The following is a 21,789-nucleotide window of genomic DNA, read 5'->3' as shown; positions in this document are numbered from 1 at the left end:
AGGTACGCATCCGATCGATGTGGGCTTTTGCGAATATCTTCGTCGGCGGCGTGTTTCACGCCGCCGTTCTGTTCCTGGTCGCGGCCGGGCTGCAGCTCGTCTTCGGTGTGCAGAAGATCGTCAATCTGGCCTGCGGCTCGTTCTATGCGCTCGGCGCCTATTTCGGGATCACGTTTCTCGGTTATGCGCAGGGCTTCGGCCTCTCGCCTTGGCTGATCCTGCCGGGCCTGATCGTCGCTGGCCTCCTCCTCGGCTTCATCGGCCCCCCGATCGAGCGCCTGCTGCGCACCGTCTACGGCCGCGACGAGAGCTTTCAGTTGCTGCTCACCTTCGCTCTCGTCCTGATGTTCCAGGACGTGTTCCGCTTCCTCTGGGGCTCCAATCCGCGCTCGCTCGACAGCAGCTACCTCATCTATGGCGCAATCAACACCCCCGACTTCAGCGTGCCGGTCTACAACCTGCTGGTGATCGCCGCAGCGATTGCCACGGCAATCGGCCTCGGCGCCTTCCTGCAGCGCACGAATTACGGTCGCATCCTGCGCGCCACCGCCGAGAACCGCGCCATGGCGGAGGCGCTCGGCGTCGACGTGCGCCGCGTCTATTCGATCGTATTCACGCTCGGAGCGGTGCTCGGCACCACCGCGGGCGCCCTGGTCGTGCCGACCGCCGCAGCCTCGCTCGACATGGCGATCGAGTTCGTCATCGAGGCCTTTGCCGTGGTTGTCATCGGTGGCCTGGGCTCGATGCGCGGTGCGCTCGCCGGCGCACTGGTCGTGGGCCTCGTGCGGGCCTTTTCGCTGGTCATCTATCCTGAATTCGAGGTGCTCGCGATCTATCTCATTGTGATCTTGGTGCTCTTGGCGCGCCCGGCCGGTCTGTTCGGGAGGCCGGTGCTATGAAGTTCTCCGGCGCGGGCCTCGTCGCCATCCTGGGGATCGCTCTGCTCGGGCTGCTGCCGCTGGTCGCGCCGCCATATTACGTGAGCCTGATGGTGCCGTTCTTCGGCTACGCCATCGCGCTGCTCGGCTTCAATCTGCTGTTCGGCTACACGGGCCTTCTCTCCTTTGGCCATGCCATGTTTCTCGGCTTTGGCGCCTATGGCGCGGCGATCGTCGCGGGCGTTCTCGGCATCAAATCCTTCGAAGCCGTCATTGTCGTGGTCGCGCTTGCCTCGATGCTTGCGGCCCTCCCGATCGGCTATTTCTGCGTGCGCTACACCGGCATTTTCTTCGGCATGCTGACGCTCGCCTTCGGCATGCTGTTTCACTCCTTTCTGTTCAAGTTCTATCACCTCACCGGCGGCGACAGCGGCATGCGCGTGCCGCGCATGAACATCCTCGGGCTTGAATTCGCGAAGTACAACAAGATCGAGTTCCTGTCGGGCCCTTTCTATTATTATTGCCTGGCGCTGCTCGTGCTCGCCGGCCTTTTGATGTGGCGGCTGGTGCATTCGCCCTTCGGGCTGCATCTGAAGACGATCCGCGACAATGCGCGCAAGGCTGAATATCTCGGCGTGCATGTCCACCGCTGTCGGCTCGCGGCTTTCGTCATCTCGGCGGGCTTCGGCGCCATCGGCGGCGCGATCTTGGGCTTCCGCATCGGCCTCGCCGATCCCGAGCTGGTCTACTGGACGCAGTCCGGCCAGCTTGTCTTCATGGCGGTGCTCGGCGGCTTCTCCAACTTCTTCGGCCCCATCATCGGCGCGCTGACCTACACGCTGCTGCAGGACCAACTGCAGTCGCTCACGCAATACTGGCGCTTCGTGCTGGGCGCCGTCCTTGCGCTGATCGTGATCGGCTTCCCGAGCGGCATTGCCGGGCTCGTCACCGGGCTTCGCGCCCGCATGCAGCGGGGCGCGGCATGACGGCGCTGTTCGAGACCACGCGGCTCGGCAAGTCGTATGGAGCCCTGAAAGCGCTCGATGACGTGACGCTGGCCATCCACGAAGGTGAGCTCGTCTCGATCGTCGGTCCGAACGGCGCGGGCAAGACCACGCTGGTCAATCTCCTGACCGGTCTGCTGCGGCCCACCACCGGCGACGTGCGCTTCTTCGGCGAGAGCGTGGCCGGTATCGGTCCGGTCGAATTGGCCGATCGCGGGGTCGCGCGCGCCTTCCAGCTCATCCAGATCTTTCCGCAGCTCACGGTCGCCGAAACCATCGCCGCCGCCGTGGTGTCGCGCCAGAAAAAACGCTGGCGGCTGTTCGCGCACCTTGCCGGCGACGCCGAGATCAGCCGGCGCGTCGCCGAAGTGGCCGAGATTTTCGGCCTGACACCGCGCCTCGATACGCCGTCTGCCAATCTCTCGCAGGGCGAGAAGAAGCTTCTCGATGTCGCCTCCGCCTTTGCGCTCGATCCGCAGGTCATCCTGCTCGACGAGCCCACGTCCGGCGTGTCGACCGCGGACAAGCACGGCATCATGACAACGCTGATCGCTGCGGCAAAGGCCGCCGGCATCAAGGGCATCGTGCTGGTCGAGCACGACATGGATCTGGTCGCCGCCTACTCGCATCGCATCATCGCGCTGTCGGAAGGCCGCGTCCTCGCCGACCTGCCGCCGGAGCGCTTCTTTGCCGATCCGCATCTGATCGAGACCGTCGTCGGCAAGCGGAGGCCCCACTGATGCTCGCGGTCCGCGATCTCGTCGTCGACATCCAGGGCAGCCGTGTGCTGCGGCAGGTGTCGTTCGAGGTCAACGCCGGCGAGCTCGTTTGTCTGGTCGGAAGGAACGGCGCCGGCAAGAGCACGAGCTTCCGCACCATCATGGGCTTTCGCAAACCGGTGTCCGGCTCGATCACCTTCGCGGGGCGGAGCCTGATCGGCCTGCGCCCCTACCAGATCGCCCGCATGGGGATCGGCTTCTCGCCGGAGGAGAGCGAAGTGTTCGGCGAGCTCACGGTCGCCGAGAACATCGCGATGCCGACCTGGACTTGCAGCAATGAGCGGAGCGCCGAGCAGCGGATCGCCGACGCCTACCGGGTTTTCCCCAAGCTCGAGCGCTATCGCGACCGCGGCGGCCAGGCGCTGTCCGGCGGCGAGCGCAAGATGGTGTCGATCGCCCGCGCGCTGGCGCTCGGTCCGAAGCTCCTGCTGCTCGACGAGCCGACCGAGGGGCTGTCGCCCGCCATCGTGCCGTCGATCGTCGAGGGCCTCGCCAACATCCGCGCCTTCGGCCATGCGATCTTCATCGCCGAATCAAACATCCACCACGTCCCTGACTTCGCCGACCGGCTTTGCGTCATGGAGCGGGGCGAGATCATCTTTGCAGGCAAGCCTGCCGACGCGGCGAAGGACCCCGCCGTGATCCGCATCATCGAGGGGGTCGGCTCACGGCCGGCGGCTTGATCGGCCACGGCACTGTGATAGACTTGTGATATATCAGGTGGCAAGGCTGCGGAGGAGACGGCCATGATCAGTCAGCGGCAGATCGATTTCCGCCAGGAGTACCGGTCGCGGATCATCGGATGGTACGACGGCTACTTCCACATCGTCCTGATCTACGCGATGGGCGCCGCGGCCTTCTATATCTACCTCCACCACATCCATGACGTGAGCCTGGTCGAATGGCTCACCGTGCCGGCCACGTTCCTGTTCACCAACCTGTTCGAATGGGCCGTGCATAAGTACGTCATGCACCGTCCGGTGAACATCAAGGGCCTGCGCGCCGTGTATGAGCGGCACACGCTGAACCATCATCAGTTCTTCACCGACGAGGAGATGCGTTTCCGCGACCACAAGGACTGGCGCGTCACGGTGTTCCCGCCCTACGCGCTGGTCGTGTTCATCCTGATGTCGCTGCCGGCGGCGGTGATCCTCGGCCTCATCCTGTCGCCCAATGTCGGCTGGCTTTTCATGTCCGTGACCACCGGCATGTATCTGATCTACGAGTTCATGCACTTCTGCTGCCACGTCGACGAGAACTCGTTCGTGCGCCACTGCCCGTTCGTCAACACGCTGCGCCGGCATCACACAGCGCACCACAACGGACGGCTGATGATGGAGGTGAACATGAACCTCACCTTCCCGATCGCCGACTGGCTGTTCGGCACCTCCGACCTCGACCGCGGCCTGATCGGCCACCTGCTGAACGGCTACGACACGCGCTTCCTCAAGCGCAATCTGCGCGGCAAGCCGAGACAGCCGGACGAAGCGGCCGCCGTGCCGGTCGGCACTCACTGATCGCTTTTTCAAGGGTATCTCGGGGTGCAGCCATGCCCAACGATGTCAAAACCGCCGTCTCCATCGTGGCTATAATCGTCGCCGCGGGTCTCGCCTATTGGAGCGGCTCGCCGGTCCGCCCGGAATACGCGACCTTTGTCATGGGGACCGCCGTGTTCATGGTGATCGCCATGTGGATCTTCCCCGAAGCCGGCGTGAAGAAGGGCGACCTCAAGAAATAGCGCCGCCAGATGAGCCTCGACTACAAAGCCGCCGTCCTGCACCAGGCGCGCACGCCGCTCGCGATCGAAACCGTGAGCGCCGCGGCGCTTGGGCCCTCCGACGTGCTGGTGCGCGTGCGCGCCGCGGGGCTTTGCCACACCGACCTCGAAGTGATCGACGGCTCGTTGCGCTATCCGATGCCGATCGTGCTCGGCCATGAGGCGGCCGGCGTGATCGAGGAGGTCGGCCCAGGCGTGCGCAAGGCCAGGAAGGGCGACCACGTCATCCTGTCGTGGAATCCGCATTGCGGCCACTGCTTCTACTGCGACCGCCATCTTCCCATCCTGTGCGAGGAGTATCTCGGCAAGGGTCCGCAGGCGGTGCAGTTCGACGGCCTGAGCAAGGCCAAGCTCCGCGGCGGCGCGGAGCTCAAGCACCTGATGTTTCTCGGCGCGTTCGGCGAATACTGCATCGTGCCCGAACAGCAGGCCATCGTCGTCAGCAAGGACCTCCCCTTCGACCGCGCCTGCCTGATCGGCTGCGGGGTGATGACCGGCGCGGGCGCCGCTCTCAACATCGCGAGCATCGGACATGCCGACGCCGTCATGGTGATCGGCTGCGGCGCGGTGGGCCTCGCAGCGGTGCAAGGCGCGCGGCTGGCCGGCGCCGCGAAGATCATCGCGGTCGATGTCGACGATGCGAAGCTCAGGCTGGCGCAGACGATGGGCGCCACGCGCGGCGTCAACGCCCGGACTGAGGACGTCGCAGCGATCGGCAAGGAGGAAACCGGCGGCCGCGGCGTCGATGTGGTGCTGGAGGCGGCCGGCAACGCGGCGGCGTTCCGCACCACCGTCGAAGCCGTCCGTCCCGGCGGCGAGATCGTCTGGCTCGGCAAGATTGACGTGGACAACGACGTGTCGTTCCGTTGGGGCGCGCTGATGCAGGAGAAGCGCATCCGCCGCTCGAGCTACGGCGGCGCGCGGCCGGCCCGCGATTTTCCGATGCTGGCTCAGGCCTATCTCGACGGCCGGCTGATGCTGGATGAACTGATCACGAAACGCATCGGGCTTGCCGCGATCAACGAGGGCTTTGCCGATTTGCGCGCCGGCAAGGCGATCCGCACGGTCGTGCAATTCGATTGAGCGACGGTGCCAGACCGCAGCAACGTATTCCGCTGTCATTCCGGGGCGCGAGCGTAAGCGAGCGAACACGGAATCCAGTTGCACACTCCACTCTCGTGTCTGGATTCCGGGTTCCGGCCTTCGGCCGGCCTCGGAATGACAGCGGTGGTGTCAGTTGATCAGCGCCTGCGGCGGTGCGGGATGCTGCCGCCGCGCAAGCCGCCACCGGTCACCTGGCAGATCACCTGGCAGATCACCTGGCCGGTCGCAGATGAGCATTTGTCGAGAATGGGCCCATCACTTTGCGTTTCCCTTCGACGACAGACCTTCGACCACTGTAGCATTTTCCCTTCTTATTATCGCAAACAAAACAATTATCGCCGGCGGGACCAGCGCCTCCGGGGCCGATCTGGACGCCGCATCCATACGTTATGCTGCCGTCAGTGGTCGTTTCCGACCAGCAGTAAGTTCGTTTGCATACGGCCTTTACAGTATTCGCGCTTGCTACGTGAACGGCGGACGCCGACGTCGGCAGCACAACCGCGCCAATGAGGACGACCGCAGTGAAACCGCTCAGGCGTGTCGGCAGCTTCATGCGTGAGGAAAGATGCAACATCGTGTTCTCCTCGAAATTCGAGCACCACTGTTCGGTACTCCCTGATCGGTCGGGTTCGACCGCTCCGAGGTTCAGCCCGCGCGCATTAACACGCTGCTGCAATGCTTTTCTCAGCGCGAATGGAGGGGCTTTCGGAGTGCTCCAATACCGGCGTTCAACGCCGCGGGTGTCACGCTCCGCTCAATTGATCAACGCCTGCAGCGGTGCCGGAATACGCCCGCCGCGCTTGATGAAGCGCGTCGACGCATGCGGGTTCACCGGGATCACCGGCGCGCGGCCGAGCAATCCGCCGAAGTCGACGCTGTCGCCGACCTTCTTGCCGACCGCGGGAATGAGCCGCACCGCCGTGGTCTTCTTGTTGATCATGCCGATCGCGGCCTCGTCGGCGATGATCGCCGAAATCGTCTCGGCCGGCGTGTCGCCAGGGATCGCGATCATATCGAGGCCCACCGAGCACACGGACGTCATCGCCTCGAGCTTGTCGATGGTGATGGCGCCCATCTCCGCCGCTTCGATCATGCCGCGGTCTTCCGACAGCGGAATGAACGCGCCCGAGAGCCCACCTACATAGCTCGACGCCATCGCGCCGCCCTTCTTCACGGCATCGTTGAGCAGCGCGAGCGCTGCGGTCGAGCCGTGGGTGCCGACGCGTTCAAGGCCGATCTCCTCCAGAATACGCGCGACGCTGTCGCCCTCCGCGGGCGTCGGTGCCAGCGACAGATCGACGATGCCGAACGGAATGCCGAGCCGGTCGGCCGCCGCGCGGCCGACCAGTTCGCCAGCGCGCGTGATCTTGAACGCGGTGCGCCGGATGATTTCGGTCAGCTCGCCGAAGTCAGCCTCGCCGGCCGCTTTGAGCGCACGCAGCACCACGCCCGGCCCGCTGACGCCGACATTGACCACGCAATCGGCCTCGCTCGCGCCGTGAAATGCGCCGGCCATGAACGGATTGTCCTCGACCGCATTGCAGAACACCACGAGCTTGGCACAGCCGATCGAGTCGCGCGTCGCGGTCTCGGCCGCGGCGGCCTTCACGATGCGGCCCATCTCGGCGATCGCATCCATGTTGAGGCCCGCGCGCGTCGTGCCGACATTCACCGAGGCGCACACCCGCTCGGTCGTGGCGAGCGCGCGCGGCAGTGCCGCGATCAGGGCGGTATCGATGCCGGTCATGCCCTTCTCGACATGAGCGGAAAACCCGCCGATGAAATCGACCTTGAGCTCGCTCGCCGCGCGATCGAGCGTCATCGCGAGCTTGAGGAGGCCGTCGTGGTTCGCCTTGCCGGCGATCAGCGAAATCGGCGTCACGGCGATGCGGTTGTTGACGATCGGAATGCCGAACTCGCCGGCGAGCTCGCCCGAGACCTTGCGCAGGTCGCGGGCGATGCGGGTGATTTTGCCATGGACGTTGCGGCACAGCGCGTCGGTGTCGTCGCTCACGCAATCGAACAGGCTGATGCCGACCGTGATGGTGCGGATGTCGAGCTGCTCGGTGCGGACCATCCGGATGGTCTCGATGATCTCCTCGCCGGAAAAGCTCAAGTGTCGCATCGCGCTTTCCCTAGACCCGATGCATCGCCTTGAATATCTCTTCGCGCTGGATCTCGACGCGCACGCCGAGCTCCTCGCCCTTGCGCGCGAGGCGCTGGCTCAGCTCCTCGAACGTCATGGTCGCACCGCCGATGTCGACCATCATGATCATGGTGAAGAACTCACGGATCACCGACTGGCTGATGTCCAGGATGTTGACGTTGGCCTCCGCGATCGCGCCGGAGATGCCCGCGATGATGCCGACCCGGTCCGAACCGATGATGGTGACGATCGCGCGCCCCGAGAGGGACCCGGCGCTCTCGGTTTTTGTCGTGTTGGCCACGTGAATGCTCCTGCCGACTGAATCGGCTGGACCATAAGCGATCGGTGGGTGCGGTGCAAAATGCACGATCGCAATCGGGAAGAGCTGGCCGCGCCTGTAACCGCGCCAATCGAATGGAACCAAAATCGCGGCGCAATGGTTGCTGCCCCAAGTTTCGGAGGGGGTTTCGGAAATGTGCTAGCGCTGTGCTGGGCCGCGTACCCTCGGCACGGTTGTAAGCTGGGGGAAAGGATGAATACGTCCACGGTAGTCTCAGACGGCTCGCGAATCTCCAGCGGCAATCCCGGCCTCGACAACATTCTGTGCGGAGGCTTGGACCCGGACCGAATGTATTTGTACGAGGGGCGGCCAGGGACGGGCAAAACGACCCTGGCAATGCAGTTTCTGCTCGAAGGCGCGCGCCAGAACCAACCGGTGCTTTACATTGCGCTGTCCGAATCCGAAGCCGAGCTTCGGCTCGTCGCGCAGCGACATGGCTGGTCCTTGGCCGGCATCGATATCTTCGAGCTCATCCCGCCAGAAACGACGCTCGACCCTGATCGAGAGCTGACGGTTCTTCACCCGGCGGAAATAGAGCTCAGCGAAACCATCAAACTGATATTCGACAAGATCGAGCAACTTGGCCCCACGCGCATCGTGCTCGACAGTCTGTCAGAGCTTCGCTTGCTTGCTCAAAATCCAATCCGCTATCGGCGGCAAGTGCTGGCGCTCAAGCACTTCTTCATCAAGCGGCGATGCACCGTCGTGTTGCTAGATGACCTTACGTCGAGGGATACCGACCTGCAGCTTCATTCGATCGCGCATGGGGTCGTCCTGCTCGAGCAGCTTGCCATCGACTACGGCGCCCAACGTCGGCGGCTGAGCATCATCAAGATGCGAGGCATCGAGTTCCGCGGTGGCTTCCATGATTTCTCCATCAAACAAGGCGGCCTGGAGATCTACCCGCGTCTTATCGCGGCTGAACACCACACGCCGTTTACCGGAGACTTCACGCCGAGCGGAAACCTCGAATTGGATAAGCTCCTGGGCGGCGGTCTCGAGCGGGGTACGAACGCCCTGGTGATCGGGTCTGCTGGCGTCGGCAAGTCGTCGCTGGCTCTCACCTATGCGATCGCCGGGGCAGAACGCGGCGAGCATGTCGTATATTTCGCTTTTGACGAGGGCCGCGGCACGCTCGAGGCTAGGGCCCGCACGCTCGGCCTTCGGCTGGAGCCCGCGCTGCAATCTGGATGTCTTCGATTTCAGCAGATCGATCCAGCTGAAATGTCGCCTGGTGAATTCGCCGCCAATGTGCGGAGCAGCATCGAGTCCGACTGTGCCAAGATCATCGTGATCGACAGCCTGAACGGCTATCTGAATGCCATGCCCGACGGCCGGTTCCTGATCCTTCAAATGCACGAATTGCTGAGCTACATCGGACAGCAGGGCGTGCTCTGCATTCTGGTGCTGGCTCAACACGGCCTGGTCGGTCCGATGGATACTCCGCTCGACATCAGCTATCTGAGCGACGCGGTCGTGATGTTGCGCTATTTCGAGTACGGGGGACACGTGCGGCGGGCTCTTTCCGTCGTCAAGAAGCGCAGCGGCCGCCACGAGCACACTATTCGGGAATTTCAGCTGACGCCGAACGGCATCGAAGTCGGTCCGCCGCTCACAGGATTCAGCGGCGTATTCTCCGGCACGCCTCGTTACACCGGCGACAGCGGACCGCTTTTGAGCGGGCGCTTAGTCACTGACGAAGAAAATGACCGCGGTTGAAAGCACCGAGTTTCGGGTGCTCGTCCTTGCTCCGATCGGCCGCGACGCTTCGGCGTCGGTCGACCTGCTGCGCAAAGGAGGTCTGGCCGCCGAAGCCTGTGACGATCTTGCTAGATTGGCGGTGGGGCTGAAATCGGGCGCCGGAGCAGTCCTCGTAGCCGAAGAAGCCTTGTTCAAGGCCGACCTCACCGCGATTGAAAGCTGGGTTGCACAACAAGCGGCCTGGTCCGACCTGCCTTTTGTCATTCTCACCAGTCATCTGGATCACCCAGTCATCAAAGCTTGGCGTCAAGGGCTTGCGGGGAAATTGCAGAACATCTCCATGCTCGAACGGCCCATCCAGCCGATCACCTTGACGAGCGCGCTTCAGGCCGCGCTGCGCGCCCGCCACCGTCAGTACGAGGTTCGGTCCCTCCTCGAGGCGCGCGAGCAGGCGGCGCGGGAGCTTGAAAGATTGGTGGCTGCCCGGACCCGCCAGTGGCAAGAAGCTAACGTGGAACTCAAGCGTCAAATCGAGGAACGCGAAAACCTCGAAGCTTCACTGCGTCAATCGCAAAAAATGGAAGCCGTCGGTCAACTCACCGGCGGCCTAGCCCACGACTTCAACAATATGCTGACCGGCATCGGCGGAAGCCTGGACTTGATGAAGAGGCGCCTGTCGGAGGGTAGGACTCAGGGCTTGGACCGTTACATCAGCGCCGCTCAAGCCGCGGTGAAGCGCGCGGGTGTATTGACCCATCGGCTGCTTGCCTTCTCGCGTCGGCAGACCCTTGAGCCGAAGGTAACGAACGTCAATCGGCTCGTCGCCGAAATGGAAGAGCTCATTCGCCGCACGGTCGGCCCCTCCATCGACCTGGAGGTGGCGGGCGCGGCCGGCCTTTGGAACACGCTTGTTGATCCAAACCAGCTTGAAAACGCTTTGCTGAATCTATGCCTCAACGCGCGCGATGCGATGCCGGCCGGCGGCCGGTTGAGCATCGAGACCGAGAACACGTCGCTCGACGGCACGGCAGCCCGCGAACGCGATCTTGCGCCCGGCAACTATGTTTTGTTGCGTGTTACCGACTCCGGAGTCGGCATGCTCCCTGATATTGCGGCCCATGTGTTCGAGCCATTCTTCACGACCAAGCCGTTGGGAGAAGGCACCGGACTTGGACTTTCCATGATTTATGGATTTGCAAGGCAATCCGGCGGTCAGATTTCCATTCACACTGAGGTCGGAAAAGGCACCACGATGTGCCTTTATCTCCCTCGGAGCCGTGATGAACCCGAGGTCGATAGTGCGGACGAAACTGGCAAGGCGATCGAGGCGGCCGGCGAAGGAAAAGTGGTGTTATTGATCGACGATGAAGCAACCATTCGAATGCTCGCCGCGGAGCTGCTGGAGGATGCCGGATATTCGGTGGTGGAAGCCTGGGACGGACCGTCCGGTTTGCGAGTGCTCCAGTCGTCCACCCGGATCGACCTGCTGGTCACCGACGTCGGGTTACCAGGTGGAATGAACGGACGCCAAGTGGCGGACGCAGCCAGATCCTTGCGGCCCGATCTCAAGATACTCTTTATCACTGGCTACGCTGAAAATGCCGTGGTGGGCAATGGACAGCTCGAAAAGGGCATGCATATCCTTGCGAAACCTTTCGACATGGACCTTCTGGCCCAGAAGGTTCAGGATATGTTGACGAGCGTCTCAGCGCCTACTCCACCGCCGGCGTGATCGGCGCCGGCCGCGGCGCCAGCGCCGCGATCGCTTCGTTGATCTCATCCATCGCGCGCTCGGCCACCCGCGTGCCGATATCGATGGCCTCCTGCGCGCGGTGGAAATCGAACCAGCCGACGTGGCCCAGGCGTGGATTGATCATGACGTCCGGCGGATCGCCCGCGAGCCGCGCCCGCGCAATGCGGTCCTGCATGATGTTGAAGGCGTCGACCATCACGGTCGGAATGCTGGGGCGGGGGGTGCCGCCGAAGAACTGACGCTTGAGGGCCCGCTCGACACCAAACATCGAGAGCAAGCCCTTCGCCTCCGGCGCGGGATCATTCGGCTCGGGCTGTGGCTTGGCGCTCTCGCCGGCCATGATGGTGCCGCGGCCCAGGACGTCGGAGTTGAGATTGACCGCGATGACAAGCCGCGCGCCGAACACGCGCGCCGCCGACACCGGCACCGGATTGACCAGCGCGCCATCGACCAGCCAGCGGCCGTCGAGAAACACCGGCGGAAAAATCCCGGGCAGCGCATAGGAGGCGCGGACCGCCTCGACCATGCGGCCGCGCGTCAGCCAGATCTCGTGGCCGGTGCCGACCTCGGTGGCGATGGTGGCGAAGCGGATCGGCAGCGACTCGATGGCGGTGTCGCCGAACTGTTCTTCGAGCCGCGCCGCAAGCTTGCCGCCGCCGATCAGGCCGCCGCCCGTCAGGCTGATGTCGAGATAGCCGAGAATGCCGCGCCGCGTCAGACCGAGGGCCCACTCCTCGATGAGATCGAGCCGGCCGGAGGCATAGCAGCCGCCGATGACGGCACCGATCGACGTGCCCACGATGATGTCGGGCTCGATGCCGTGGGCGAGCAGACAGCGGATCACGCCGATATGCGCAAAGCCGCGGGCGCCGCCGCCGCCGAGCGCAAGCGCGATGGTGGGGCGCTCCGATTTGCGCTCCGGTGCTTCGGTGGTCGCTTTCGCGCCGCGCTCGCCGTTGCGGCCGCGGGCCTCATCGTGCATTGCCAATGGCGCTCTCGTCTCGTTGTCGCCGCCACCCTCGCCTGCGCGATCCTCACGCCGGGAGGACCGCGCTACAAGTCAATCGCGGCGTTATGGTGAAAGCTGCCGGGATCGCGCGTAGTCATCGTTTGTCGAGCGCCTCGCGCTCCGCGACGAGCTTGTTCAACTCCTCGGTCATCTGGGAAATCCGGTCTGCCGTAAGGCTCTCATTCGCCGCCCCGGACAGCGCTGCGGCCTGCTCGACCAGCTGGCGAAGATTGTCGCGAAGGATCGCGATCCGGTTGTCGAGCTCGTATCTCGGGAGGTCACTGGCCATGTTTCTGCGTCCTGTTTCGCTGGAATGAGACGTTACCACTGCGTCCACAATACGACTGACGGGCCGCCCAAGAAAACGACGATGCCCCCTTCCGCCTGCGCGCGGCCCTGATGTAGCGTGGTTTTTCAGCCGCCAGCGGGAAGTGCCGGATCCCGACTGTTGCAACGGCGGCAAGGCTGCCCTCGGCGGGCCTCCACCGAAGGGTCCTCTCCCCATGCCAAAGCTCTACGAAGCCCTCGCCGACGCGTTCCTTGCGGAGGGCGTCGACACGCAGTTCGTCCTGATGGGCGACGGCAATATGCACTGGTCCACCGCCTTCTCGAAACTGCCGGGCGTGGAGACCGTTCACGTCAGGCACGAGCACGTCACCGTTGCGGCGGCGACGGCCTACAATGTCGCCACCGGCAAGGTCGCCGTCGCCTCCGTCACCTGCGGCCCCGGCGTGACCCAGTTGATGACGGCGCTGCCGGCCGCGGTTCGCGCCCGCCTGCCGATGGTGGTGTTCGCGGGCGAATCGCCGATCAACGCCAAGTTCTACAACCAGGCCATCGACCAGGCGCCGTTGGTGACGGCGACCGGGGCGCGCTACATCGCAGCCCATAGCCTGCCGCGCATGATGGACTACGTGCGCGAGGCCTTCCACATCGCCAAGACCGAACGGCAGCCGGTGGTGCTGGGCGTTCCCTACGACCTGCAAAAGGTCGAGCACATGGCGAACCAGCCCTACGAGACCTCGGAGATGTACCATCCCAAGGTCGGGCGGATGCATCCCGATCCCGAGGTCGTGGCCGAGGCCGTCGAGCGGCTGGCCGCGGCGAAGCGGCCGATCATCTTCTGCGGCCGCGGCGTGCTGTGGTCGGGCGCGCGTGACGCCGTGATCAAGCTCGCCGATCGCAGCGGCGCATTGCTCGCGAACACGCTCCCGGCGCGCGGGCTGTTCCATGACCATCCGTTCGGGCTCGGCATCGCCGGCAGCTACTTCTCGTCGCTCGGCCGGGAGATGTTCGAATCCGCGGACCTGATCGTCGCGGTCGGCACCAGTCTCTCGTACTACACCGGCGTCGGGCACTACTGGGGCAAGTCGTTCAAGATCCAGATCGACGACGCGCCGCGCGGTCTGCGCGACGGGCAGAAGGCCGCCGACATCTACGTCAAGTCGGATTCGCGCGTCGGCGTCGAGGCGCTGCTCGCGGGCCTCGACAAGAAGCTCGGCTCAGGCAAGCCGACGGCGGCGACGATCCGCACCAAGGAGCTCGAGCATCGCATCGCGACCGAGCCTGCGGATGCGATGAAGTTCGACATCGCGCCGGACGTGCTCGATCCGCGCGAGGTGGTCAAGGCGATCGACGCGGTCGTACCGAAGGACTGGGACGTCGTCGTCGGCGGCGGCCATCAGGCCTACTTCAACACCCAGATGAAGGGCCGGCCCGCGGACCGCTACACGACGATCCGCGAGTTCGGCGCGGTCGGCAACGGGCTCTCGTACGCGCTCGGCGTTGCGGCGGCGCGCCGGCAGGGCCGCAACGGCAAGATCGTGCTGTTCGAAGGCGACGGCGGTCTCCTGTTCCACATCCAGGAGCTCGAGACGCTCAAGCGCCAGGGCTATCGCATCCTGATCTGCGCGATGAACGACGGCGGCTATGGCTCGGAGTTTCACAAGCTGCGCGCCGACGGCCTCGACGACAGCCTCGCTCTGTTCGGCCGCCCTGCGCTCGAAAAAATCTCGCAGGGCTTCGGCCTGCGCGGTCACGAGATCCGCGATGTATCGGCTATTCCGAAGCTGTTCGCCGACTTCTCGGCCCAGGGCGAAAGCGAAATCTGGAACATCCAGATCTCCGACCAGGTCACGGCCCCGGTGATCCGCCAGACCATCAAGCGCGGCCACGGCAACATGTGAGCGTGGGAAACGAAAGTATCGACCGGCGGCGGCGCATTCGACGAATGCCCGCCCCGAACGTCATTTCTGCTTCATCAAATCAGCGACGCTGAAGCTTCCGTAGCCCACGCAAGGCTTCGAATTGTTCGAGAGATAACATATGCCGATGTCGTCATCCTGAAGATTGTCAGGAGAGGCGCACACTTTGTAATAGTCCCAGCCCCATTCCCCGTCGGGACTCGTCAGCATGACCTCCTGGCTGAAGTCCCAGGCCAGCCCGTCGTCAGACGAGGCAACGTAGAAGCCTCCGCCAGTCGTCGCCCCGTAGAAAAGCAGATATCCGCACGAGCGTTTGGTGACGGAAACGTTGATTGGATTGCGGGGAAACTCGGCCAATTTCTTCGCGGGCGCCAGAGCGATATTGCTCAGGTCCAGAATGGAGCCCATCAGGCAGTTTCGCGCTCCTGCCTTCGCTCTCATGTACACGCGTATTGCACCGTCGTCGTTCAGCAGCCAAGGGAGACCGATACGATCCATGGTACTGTCTCTGAATGGCGTCTTGATCACATGTTTTGTGAAAGATACCGCATCTTTCGATTTCACGACGACAACGTCGGTGTCCACCCCGCGCCTGCTGGCTTCCGGGCCATGTGCATCGAAATAGATCCCGATGATTTCGTCTCCAACAACGGTGAAGGCGGGAATATCCATACCGAACTTCTCGATGTCCGGAACGATGACGGGATTGGGATGGATGTTGAGCCGGTCGCCGGTCATCTCAGCAAGGCCCACGACCAAAAGCATGTCGCTTCGATAGACGGGCTGCCCGCAGAAATAGAACAAACGCCGGCCTTGAAAATAAATCGGACGGGCATCGTAAACGGCACCCGCCATCCACGACTCTCCCGAAGGGGCAATAAAGGGTGCCGGTTGATGTTTCCGAAATATCGGAATTCGTTTGGTGCGATTGTCGCACTTCACGCTGATGCTGCCGTCGGCGGTGGCACTAACGAGAGCGCTTATGTCACGCTGCATCCGGCGCTGCGACTTGATTGTCGTGTCAAAACAAATAGCCCGACGGAGGAACTCACGCAGCATCTGTGTTACCGCTCGACGCAAATGGTATTCCAGGTCATCGGCTTAAAACCGCGCCTGCCTATCAAACGCATACATACCGTCAGGCTCTCTGTCCATTTGATGTCAGGTTTTACCTGACCTTAGCAGTTACCGATTGCAAAGCAGCAACATTCAGAATTTGCGCGATCTGTATGTGAGGGGCATCGGGCAACGGCGCAACAGAACGTCCTTGCGGGATATTTTCTGAAGCCACTATCGCTCCCGAAATGGCCCGACAGGGCGTATCATGACACCGCAGTTCAGTTGAATTCGTCCGGCACCCCTTGAGCAAGCGCGCGTCACCCCCCGAATTCAGCACGCCTTGGTACACAGTGGAACCGTGCGTGTACCGGATGCCGACATGTTTTTGCAATAAGCGACATGGGCATCTCCTGCGGGATCTTGGCGCTTGTGGCCTTTTGGTCGTCCATTTGACGATAAACTGGTAGGCCGGGGCGTTTATGGCGGTTGCTGTAATGAGTGCAGCGCAATCAACGGACGTTTTCATGTGCGTCTCCTCTGCCCAACTGCTCGTGGCCGAGAAGAGCGCGTTCGACGAATTTCGATAAAATTTTCAGTTAGGGATGGTTTGGAGGGTCATGCGGTCAAAATCGTTTGACTCGCACACGACTGGGCCGAGACGGTTTGCCGTCAGCCGGGCAAATAACCCCACCCCGACCGCTCACCCTAAAGCGGATTCAGTTGGGCGGTGATTGGAAAACTGTCTCCGGGGCTCAGAACCTGGGCCGTCACCGCCATCAAAACAAACAGAGCCACGACAACAAGGACGATACCCAAAAGACCGAGCACAAGCCGGCGGTCGTCCGGCTGTTTAACGGTGGTCATCGAGAACCTCCCATCGTCCCACCAATTAACGCATAAGTTGTTTTTCGGTTCGGCAACTCAGCCTTGCCGAAAGCACTGCACAATGCCGTTTGCGGCGGCTCAGCGCTTCGGCCGGAAACGCGAAGAGCCCCACCGAGGGAAAGCGATCGGTGGGGCTCCAGCAAGCGAGCCGACCGGGTCGTTGGCTCGATATCGAATTTAACAGCCGGGTCTCACCGCGCCCATCGCTTTTCTCTCAGACTTCGTAGAACGTCCATCCATCGCTTGGAACAATGAGGGAAACGACGTTCTCCACTTTGATGGCCCCGCCGCGCGGCCCGTGAAGGCACCGTCGTTACGGGTTGTGAATGCAGAAGCGTCCCGCCCGGTCCGCCCTCCGCCTTCGTGGCGCGGATGTCCGTGCCGACGTCATTCAACAGATCTCGTGGTGCAATTCGCGGCCGATTTCTGCGCCGCCGCCCCTCACTTGATTTCTGCGCAGTTCGAGCGCCCCGACATCATGCAGTCTTGTAATTTTCCGGAAAGATAGAGTTCGCGGGCCACCCACCACGAGATCGCAAATATGATCACGACGGCCAACAGGCCCAGCACCGCGTTGCGACGATCCGGAGGTTCTTCCTGATCCATTCGCTAATCCCATTTCATCGTTTGCAATTGATCGATGCCCCGGTTGGCTCGAGGCAGTGCGCCCCCTGCGCCTCACGGGGCAAAATTAAACCCGCCCAAGATGGAATCCTGGGCGGGTTTTGCCAACCGCGTGGGGGAAGGCGGGGGATGCGGTCGACGTCCTTTCTCTAGGAGAGTCGCGGGCTTCTCGATGTGACCGGCATCACATGGAACGCTTTTACCTCCGGCGAATTGGTAGAGCACGAGCAGGCGCCCCCTCCCCCCGACAGCCTGCTCGGAAAAAAGGCCCCGCTGCGAGGCGGGGCCTTTCATGTCGACGAATCTGATATGGGTCGATGCACAGCAACAATAGCTTCGGCCCACTCAGACCCCGCCACGGCGGGGTTTTATTTGATGCGGAAGCTTTCCTTGGTGAGCTTGGTGCCCTTCATCTCTTCTTTCATCCACCTCGGTGTCGCACCGCGGCCCGACCACACCACGGACGGATCTTGCTTGCTGCGAAATTGAGGGGCGACCTTTCGACCGGCCGTCTTGGATGGACGACCGGCCTTGCCACTTCGGGGCTTCTCTCCGGTCAGACGCTCGAGCTGCTTGCGAAGATCCGCCGCCCTGCTCTCGAGCGCACCGGCGATCTCGTCCCGAAGCTTGAACAGCGCGTCCATTGTCATCGACGCGTATGAGGTGCTTTTCGTTTTGCGGACGTGTTTAGCTTTCTTGGCCATGTGCCCTCCTGATTGCGGGAGGTTGTGAACACATGGCTGGTTGAAAGCAAGTTAAGCCTTTGAAAGCGCAGATCGCCTATTGCCTCATCGGCCGGCGCAGCTCGCACAGCCGGTTGATGTCGTTGAGCGAGTCGCTGGTGTCGCCCATTCTGCTGAACATGTCTGCGGCCTCCCCATTCTGCATGTCTTTGAATCTTTCGCAGACCTGAGTGAGCGTGACAGCCCGGCTAAAATAGACGCGGTAAACCGTCGCGAAAATGACGGCGACAACGAGGACAAGAAGCAGTTCCCATACCGAAGCGGAGACCCTTCTCTTCAAGAAACCCATGCGAACCTCCCATTAGCGCGGTGCCGCGCATCAATCCGACTCGCTCACGAAGCAGTACTCGACGAGTCGCTCGCTGACAAATGCTGCAGCCGCCACCGGCAGTACATGGGAGGCGAAGCGACCGGCCATCGCTTTGATTGCCGTCAACTCGAGTCCTTGCTGCCGTTCGGCGGCCGGCTAATCCGCCTTGGCGCCGGCAAATTCGACGACTTTGGCCCACTTTTCGGTTTCTTCGACCACGAGCCTCGCGGCGTCGGCCGGGCTGCCGCCGGCCGCCATGCCTCCCAGGTCCGCGAGCCGCGCCTTCGCGGCGGGATCGTTGAGCCATTTGTTGGTCTCTTCGTTGAGTCTCGCAATGATCTCGGGCGGCGTTCCTGCCGGCGCTCCCAGCCCATAGAAATCACTCGCCTCGTAACCCGGCACCGTCTCGCCGATGGTCGGCACGTCCGGCAGCACATCGGAGCGCACGCGCGTGGTGACCGCCAGCGGCCGCAGCGTTCCCTGCCGCACATACTGGATCATCGACGGCATGCTGCCGAACATCATCTGCATCTGCCCGGACACCAGATCGACGAACGCGGGCCCGGCGCCGCGATATGGCACGTGCACCATCTGCACGCCGGTGAGCATCTTGAACATCTCGCCGGCCACATGATTGCCGGTGCCGACGCCCGCCGAAGCCATGTTGATCTTTCCTGGATTGGCTTTCGCGTAGGTAATGAACTCGGGAACGGTTCGCGCCGGCACCGAAGGATGCACGGCCATCAGGAACGACGGACGGCTGATCGCAATGACCGTCGTGATGTCGCGCGGAAAATTGAAGTTGAGCTTCTGATAAAGCGAGGTGTTGATGAGGTTGCCGGCCTGGATCAACAGCAGCGTGTAGCCATCGGGCGCGGCGCGCACCACAGCCTCGGTCCCGACATTGCCTCCGGCGCCGGGGCGGTTCTCGACCACGTAGGGTTGCCCCATCCGTTCAGTGAGCCACTGCGCCAGCAGGCGTCCCAGAATGTCGGTGGCGCCACCCGCAGCCACCGGCACGATGATCCGAACGGGACGCGTGGGATAGCTTTCCGCGGCAGCGCTGCCGGCGCTGAGGGGAAAAGCCGTGGCGGCGGCGGCCAGGTGCAGAAATTGACGGCGAGCAAGTGTCACAAAGCCCTCCTTGTCGACGCGCGTTCGGTCGCGACCGAAACGCCTGCAGCGATAAGTCCGTATTCGATGGCGGTCGCCCCGGATTCATCAGCGACGAAACGACTGAGCGCTGTTGACATGCGTTCCCTCTTTTTCGGTCAGGCAATTCCCGACATTTGCGTGTGCGTAATTGCACGCAGAGGTGTTGTACAACTTACGCCATACGGACTGATTAAGCCTTAGATTAAATTATCACGAATCGAAATCGCGCCGGGATGCCACCATGTCTTGCAGCAACGCGTGACATGGGGCGATGGTGCAGCAAACGATGGCGGCGACTCGTCTGTTATCTGTTCCGGTTGCATTGCGAAGATACCTGCCTCGATCTTAACTACGACTCCGGTTCCTTGCATAACTTCCTGGAAGTCTGAGCTTTATAGCGCGCGACGAAGCGCTACCGCGGAACGCAAATGTCTTCACAAGAGATCGACGATTTTATCACTCTGGCCCGCAGATACCTGACGAATGCCTATCCGCGGATCAGCCAGCACAGCTTTATGTCGCCAGAGTACGAAGACACCTGGCGTCTCGTGCGCGGCGTCGAGGCTGCGGTCAAGCTGCGCAGAGTGCTGCTGGAGGTGCAAGAAACGGGAGAGAACGCGGTCGCGCGAATCTTCTCACCCTGACGATGCAGACTATCCCCGGACGTCACGTAAGCAGCGGAGAGAATTAACGCTCGCGGCCAGGCCTGTGCGACCGGCTCGCCGATTTTAATGGACCTGTGGCCGCTTTGGATTCAGGCTCGCTGAGCCAGTCACTGATTCGGAATCCACACGATGGACGAAGAAGCCTGCCGGCAGAGAGCTGCTGAAGCTCGACAATGGGCACTGCGCTGCCGCTCTGCGAAGCTCAGAGATGGATGGATGCGGGTGGCGGAGTGCTGGTTGAAATTGACAGCCCAGTCTTCCGAGCAGCCATCTGAAGAGACGGCCGCAAATCACGAACCGCTGCACCCTCCACCATCTCCGGCGGTACGGACGACGGCGAGCGTTGCGCGAAACAAACACTAGAGCAGCGAAACCGCTGCTGTCCAACGAAGGCCGCCTCCATATCGGTTTCAGACCTTCGCCTGCGTTCGCGCCACAGCCAGCAGACTCGCTTTGCGAGTAACTCCGCGACCAATCGCGATGCCAGGAGCCTCGATCGCAAAATATCCGAGTGCCGAAGGAATCGTTAGCACGGCAGCAGCGACGATCAGCACCACCGGTCCCACGACGGCCGGCATCTGCTCGCTCCAAGCGGGCGCCACAAAGAATGCGATCGACGGCGCGATCCAAACCAGCAGCGCCATATGCAGCACGTAGTAGCTGCCCGACGACAGTCCTACGAGCCGTATCAATCGGCCATCGAGGATGCGCAATGCGCCCAGATCGATCCGGTAAGCCGCGAGCGCAACCAGCACAAAAGCCAGATACCCTTCAAAGAACGCCGCGAACTGTGAAAAAAGCCAAACACCGGACCGGTCATAAACATTCCGAGCACGCAGCCGAGCAGCAGTTTGTTCGCCGCTCGCGGTGACCAGCCTTGCACCCATGTGCGGCCGAGCGTTGGAATCAGCATGCCGAGCACGAAAGCGAACATGTTGTGACAAAACGGCTTCCACCCCCAAGCTCCGGAGAACGATAGGACGCTGGTTGCAAGCGCGATCGCCGCGAGCGACCAGGGGCCGAACCGGCGCTCGACGAAGTACAGCAGAACAATGATCGGAGCCATCAGCACCTCGAGCTGGATCGCCCACAACGTGCTGTTCAACGAGACGTCGATGAGAAGGAGATTGGCGATCAACGTCGCCGGAGTGACAGGATTGCCCCCTCCCGATTGATCCGCCGGGATGTGCCAGCCGTGGGCAAGCCCGGCAACCAGCATGGAGACGACGACGATCGGATAGATTCGAAAGACGCGCGCCGTCAGAAAACGAAGAGCCGCGGGCAACGGCTGCTGCGGCCCGTGTTCGAGCGATACACGCAGCACAAGGCCGCTGATGACGAAGAACATCATCAAGGCCGCGTGCGCAGGCAACATCCAAAGCTCCAATCGGCCGACCGCATTCTGCAGCGGGCTGACCAGGGACCAAGGCTGATGCGGAAGCAGCGCGACACCGTTGACGGCCCAACCGGACAGATGCCAGGTCGCAACCATCACCGCGCCGACACCGCGCAGCGATTCAACGCGTGAGAAGAATGGCCTGGAATCCTGCATGTGGTATTGCGACGCCGTCACGCCCGCCTACGCGAAAAACGCGCACAGCCTCGTGCCGCTCCCCGCCGCTCAGAAGGCCCGCATGGTAGCAACTTACGACA

Annotated in this window: 23 protein-coding genes and 2 pseudogenes; 12 read left to right on the top strand and 13 right to left on the bottom strand. The window is 62.6% G+C overall.

Annotation, left to right across the window (positions count from 1 at the left end):
• Positions 1-17: 17 nt before the first annotated feature.
• The 7 genes from RHPLAN_RS14885 to RHPLAN_RS14855 all read left to right on the top strand — a co-directional run bounded on the left by RHPLAN_RS14885 (position 18) and on the right by RHPLAN_RS14855 (position 5,521).
• Entirely contained in the window at positions 18-899 is an 882-nt protein-coding gene (locus RHPLAN_RS14885) for a branched-chain amino acid ABC transporter permease (RefSeq protein ID WP_068019313.1), read from the top strand.
• Positions 896-1,864, top strand: coding sequence for a branched-chain amino acid ABC transporter permease (locus RHPLAN_RS14880; RefSeq protein ID WP_068019309.1), 969 nt, complete (start codon positions 896-898; stop codon positions 1,862-1,864). The genes RHPLAN_RS14885 and RHPLAN_RS14880 overlap by 4 nt, the downstream gene beginning before the upstream one ends.
• Positions 1,861-2,622: an ABC transporter ATP-binding protein gene (locus RHPLAN_RS14875; RefSeq protein WP_068019306.1), complete on the top strand. Its 762-nt coding sequence runs from the start codon at positions 1,861-1,863 to the stop codon at positions 2,620-2,622. Before RHPLAN_RS14880 ends, RHPLAN_RS14875 begins: the two co-directional genes overlap by 4 nt.
• On the top strand, positions 2,622-3,344 hold the full coding sequence (locus RHPLAN_RS14870) for an ABC transporter ATP-binding protein (RefSeq protein ID WP_068019303.1): 723 nt from the start codon (positions 2,622-2,624) through the stop codon (positions 3,342-3,344). The genes RHPLAN_RS14875 and RHPLAN_RS14870 overlap by 1 nt, the downstream gene beginning before the upstream one ends.
• A gap of 63 nt (positions 3,345-3,407) precedes the next feature.
• Complete coding sequence (locus RHPLAN_RS14865; RefSeq protein WP_068019301.1) at positions 3,408-4,178, top strand: sterol desaturase family protein; 771 nt, start codon at positions 3,408-3,410, stop codon at positions 4,176-4,178.
• Between the two features lie 32 nt (positions 4,179-4,210).
• Positions 4,211-4,399: a hypothetical protein gene (locus tag RHPLAN_RS14860; RefSeq protein WP_068019298.1), complete on the top strand. Its 189-nt coding sequence runs from the start codon at positions 4,211-4,213 to the stop codon at positions 4,397-4,399.
• A 9-nt stretch (positions 4,400-4,408) separates the two neighbouring features.
• Entirely contained in the window at positions 4,409-5,521 is a 1,113-nt protein-coding gene (locus RHPLAN_RS14855) for a Zn-dependent alcohol dehydrogenase (RefSeq protein WP_068019295.1), read from the top strand.
• A gap of 775 nt (positions 5,522-6,296) precedes the next feature.
• On the opposite strand, the gene RHPLAN_RS14850 is transcribed toward RHPLAN_RS14855, so the two are convergent.
• Positions 6,297-7,667: a PFL family protein gene (locus RHPLAN_RS14850; RefSeq protein ID WP_068019292.1), complete on the bottom strand. Its 1,371-nt coding sequence runs from the start codon at positions 7,665-7,667 to the stop codon at positions 6,297-6,299.
• Positions 7,668-7,677: 10 nt separating this feature from the next.
• A complete protein-coding gene (locus RHPLAN_RS14845; RefSeq protein ID WP_068031216.1) occupies positions 7,678-7,989 on the bottom strand; it encodes an ACT domain-containing protein in 312 nt (103 codons plus the stop codon).
• A 231-nt stretch (positions 7,990-8,220) separates the two neighbouring features.
• Between RHPLAN_RS14845 and RHPLAN_RS14840 the strand changes: the two genes are divergently transcribed.
• Complete coding sequence (locus tag RHPLAN_RS14840) at positions 8,221-9,747, top strand: ATPase domain-containing protein (protein ID WP_068019289.1); 1,527 nt, start codon at positions 8,221-8,223, stop codon at positions 9,745-9,747.
• A 436-nt stretch (positions 9,748-10,183) separates the two neighbouring features.
• Positions 10,184-11,461, top strand: a pseudogene (locus tag RHPLAN_RS14835) (ATP-binding protein); the annotation flags it as partial.
• On the opposite strand, the gene RHPLAN_RS14830 reads toward RHPLAN_RS14835, so the two are convergent.
• Both RHPLAN_RS14830 and RHPLAN_RS14825 read right to left on the bottom strand, forming a co-directional pair.
• Positions 11,442-12,464, bottom strand: a complete 1,023-nt coding sequence (locus RHPLAN_RS14830) for a patatin-like phospholipase family protein (RefSeq protein ID WP_068019283.1) — start codon at positions 12,462-12,464, stop codon at positions 11,442-11,444. The pseudogene RHPLAN_RS14835 and the gene RHPLAN_RS14830 overlap by 20 nt on opposite strands.
• A 121-nt stretch (positions 12,465-12,585) precedes the next feature.
• Positions 12,586-12,780: a hypothetical protein gene (locus tag RHPLAN_RS14825; protein ID WP_068019280.1), complete on the bottom strand. Its 195-nt coding sequence runs from the start codon at positions 12,778-12,780 to the stop codon at positions 12,586-12,588.
• 214 nt (positions 12,781-12,994) lie between these two features.
• Between RHPLAN_RS14825 and RHPLAN_RS14820 the strand changes: the two genes are divergently transcribed.
• Entirely contained in the window at positions 12,995-14,677 is a 1,683-nt protein-coding gene (locus RHPLAN_RS14820; protein WP_068019279.1) for a thiamine pyrophosphate-binding protein, read from the top strand.
• A 60-nt stretch (positions 14,678-14,737) separates the two neighbouring features.
• Here the strand turns inward: RHPLAN_RS14820 and RHPLAN_RS14815 are convergent, their stop codons facing one another.
• On the bottom strand, positions 14,738-15,550 hold the full coding sequence (locus RHPLAN_RS14815; protein WP_068019274.1) for a hypothetical protein: 813 nt from the start codon (positions 15,548-15,550) through the stop codon (positions 14,738-14,740).
• 39 nt (positions 15,551-15,589) lie between these two features.
• On the opposite strand from RHPLAN_RS14815, the gene RHPLAN_RS39375 reads away from it, so the two are divergent.
• Positions 15,590-15,871, top strand: coding sequence for a hypothetical protein (locus tag RHPLAN_RS39375; protein ID WP_157100275.1), 282 nt, complete (start codon positions 15,590-15,592; stop codon positions 15,869-15,871).
• 588 nt (positions 15,872-16,459) lie between these two features.
• On the opposite strand, the gene RHPLAN_RS39370 is transcribed toward RHPLAN_RS39375, so the two are convergent.
• The 6 genes and pseudogenes from RHPLAN_RS39370 to RHPLAN_RS38395 all read right to left on the bottom strand — a co-directional run.
• Entirely contained in the window at positions 16,460-16,618 is a 159-nt protein-coding gene (locus RHPLAN_RS39370) for a hypothetical protein (protein ID WP_157100274.1), read from the bottom strand.
• A gap of 462 nt (positions 16,619-17,080) precedes the next feature.
• Positions 17,081-17,245 (bottom strand): hypothetical protein, encoded by a 165-nt coding sequence (locus RHPLAN_RS39365; RefSeq protein ID WP_157100273.1) that lies wholly within the window; start codon positions 17,243-17,245, stop codon positions 17,081-17,083.
• A gap of 386 nt (positions 17,246-17,631) precedes the next feature.
• Entirely contained in the window at positions 17,632-17,907 is a 276-nt protein-coding gene (locus RHPLAN_RS14810; protein ID WP_237180145.1) for an H-NS family nucleoid-associated regulatory protein, read from the bottom strand.
• 136 nt (positions 17,908-18,043) lie between these two features.
• Complete coding sequence (locus tag RHPLAN_RS14805) at positions 18,044-18,295, bottom strand: hypothetical protein (RefSeq protein ID WP_068019268.1); 252 nt, start codon at positions 18,293-18,295, stop codon at positions 18,044-18,046.
• Positions 18,296-18,472: 177 nt separating this feature from the next.
• Positions 18,473-19,450, bottom strand: a complete 978-nt coding sequence (locus RHPLAN_RS14800) for a Bug family tripartite tricarboxylate transporter substrate binding protein (RefSeq protein ID WP_068019265.1) — start codon at positions 19,448-19,450, stop codon at positions 18,473-18,475.
• 29 nt (positions 19,451-19,479) lie between these two features.
• Positions 19,480-19,569 (bottom strand): annotated as a pseudogene (locus RHPLAN_RS38395) (Flp family type IVb pilin); the annotation flags it as partial.
• A 330-nt stretch (positions 19,570-19,899) separates the two neighbouring features.
• On the opposite strand from RHPLAN_RS38395, the gene RHPLAN_RS14795 reads away from it, so the two are divergent.
• Complete coding sequence (locus RHPLAN_RS14795; protein ID WP_068019261.1) at positions 19,900-20,115, top strand: hypothetical protein; 216 nt, start codon at positions 19,900-19,902, stop codon at positions 20,113-20,115.
• Between the two features lie 431 nt (positions 20,116-20,546).
• Here RHPLAN_RS14795 and RHPLAN_RS14790 read toward each other — a convergent pair whose 3' ends face one another.
• A complete protein-coding gene (locus RHPLAN_RS14790) occupies positions 20,547-20,828 on the bottom strand; it encodes a hypothetical protein (RefSeq protein ID WP_068019258.1) in 282 nt (93 codons plus the stop codon).
• Entirely contained in the window at positions 20,825-21,709 is an 885-nt protein-coding gene (locus RHPLAN_RS14785; protein WP_157100272.1) for an acyltransferase family protein, read from the bottom strand. The genes RHPLAN_RS14790 and RHPLAN_RS14785 overlap by 4 nt, the downstream gene beginning before the upstream one ends.
• Positions 21,710-21,789 lie beyond the last annotated feature (80 nt).

It is taken from the genome of Rhodoplanes sp. Z2-YC6860, from assembly GCF_001579845.1.
Taxonomy (GTDB): Bacteria; Pseudomonadota; Alphaproteobacteria; order Rhizobiales; family Xanthobacteraceae; genus Z2-YC6860.
This window is presented reverse-complemented; position numbering and strand designations above follow the sequence as displayed.